This window comes from Paenibacillus sp. HB172176, assembly GCF_011947265.1.
Lineage (GTDB): Bacteria > Bacillota > Bacilli > Paenibacillales > Paenibacillaceae > Pristimantibacillus.
In genome coordinates this window covers 1-1,596 of record NZ_JAATHD010000066.1, presented here as the reverse complement: position 1 = coordinate 1,596, position 1,596 = coordinate 1, and the positions used below count along the sequence as shown (strand labels likewise).

1 protein-coding gene is annotated in these 1,596 nt (G+C 42.8%); it reads right to left on the bottom strand.

The window, feature by feature from the left end:
* Positions 1 to 95: 95 nt before the first annotated feature.
* On the bottom strand, positions 96 to 1,337 hold the full coding sequence (locus HFP08_RS28735; protein WP_168124069.1) for an IS110 family RNA-guided transposase: 1,242 nt from the start codon (positions 1,335 to 1,337) through the stop codon (positions 96 to 98).
* Positions 1,338 to 1,596 lie beyond the last annotated feature (259 nt).

The following is a 1,596-nucleotide window of genomic DNA, read 5'->3' as shown; positions in this document are numbered from 1 at the left end:
GTTTAATACGAAAATAAATGCTGCATAATGGATGGTATGGTGGTTACGAGCAAAAAAAAGCCCCACCTCCCGAAAATCTGATGTTTCAAAAAAATTTAACTTGCTGTTTCTTTGTTTAGTTGTACCTGATAACCGAGCTTTTGTATTTGCATCAAATAGCCTGCTAACATCTTTTCTTCGGACATGCTGCCGCCAGTAAGCATGTCTTTTTTCTCTTCATACATGGTTTGATCTCGTATTAAAGCAAATAGGATACGCAACAAAAGGTGGGCTGTCGCTACATTTGCTTTCTTGTCTCCTCGTCTTTTCCTAATCCTCCTGAAATGTATCCCTATACGGTTATTCGATCGACTGTTTGCCCACGCTGATTGGCATAACGCTGATTTGATATACTTATTGCCTTTCACCGTCTTGGATTTCCGGCTTTTCCCTGCACTTTCACTGTTTCCTGGACTCAATCCTGCCCAAGCTGCAAGATGGGCGTCACTAGGAAATAAATCAGCAGCGTTTGGACCGATTTCAGCAAGAATCTCCATTGCCGTATTCCGTTCAATTCCTGGCACAGAGTCTATTCGCTCTATCGTTTCCTTATACTCGTCTAGCATCATCTCGATCTTTATACCTAACCGTTCAATTTGATTCTCCAAAAATGCTAAATGCTCCGAGTGACTCGTAATCATTTCACGATGATGAAGTCGTACTTTTCCATTTAACGCTTCAACGAGTTGGCCCGCTTTCGGGATGAGCTTTGTTTTCACCACCTTTTTAATTTCTTCCTCATTCAGCACCTCTCCGTCCATTAGTTTTTGAAGTAAGGCACGTCCGGAGACTCCGAATAGATCCGAGACATAGGTGGTTAATTTGATATTGGCATCTTGCAATATCTTATGAATTCGATTCTTCTCGGAGGATGCAGCTTGGATTAACTTTCTGCGGTAGCGTGTCAGATCTCGCAAATCGCGAAATTTTTCCTCTGGAATCATACTGGCGGGAATTAGACCGCAACGATGCAACTTAGCCAACCATTGCGCATCCTTCATGTCTGTTTTTCGTCCCGGCAAATTTTTGACACGTCTAGGGTTAGCTACAACTAAGTTGCAAGATGGCTCCAAAATATTCCACACAGGCTTCCAAAGCACACCCGTACTCTCCATGACCACATCCTTGCATTCATGCGCAATCAAGAAGTTTTGTAGTCGAAGTAACTCCTTTGTCGTTGTACCAAAAGTTTCGATGGTTTGGACGGGTTTACGATCCAATCTTCCTTTTAATACACACGCGACTACTGTTTCTTGATGCACGTCCAGGCCTGCACAACACTCTCGAATAGCATCCATTCTACATCCCTCATTCTAGTCAAATGACAAATCATGCGCCCAGTGCAAATAAGAAATTTAATACACGTACTTGGTGTACAATAGGCGGTGCTCGCAAGGCGCAGTAAGACGGTTTTATCGACGAGATCTAGTCCCAGTAACCTTTCGTCTTTTGATTTGTATCTTTAGTCTTGACGAATTTGAGAACATGGAAACCACATGCCATGCAATAGCAGTTATTTTCATACATTGGGGTGACGGAGCGGCGTCATGAATGTTT

What these genes read in the sequence shown, in the direction of transcription:
- HFP08_RS28735 (WP_168124069.1), bottom strand. Translation starts at nt 1,337, where the DNA reads ATGGATGCTATTCGAGAGTGTTGTGCAGGCCTGGACGTGCATCAAGAA.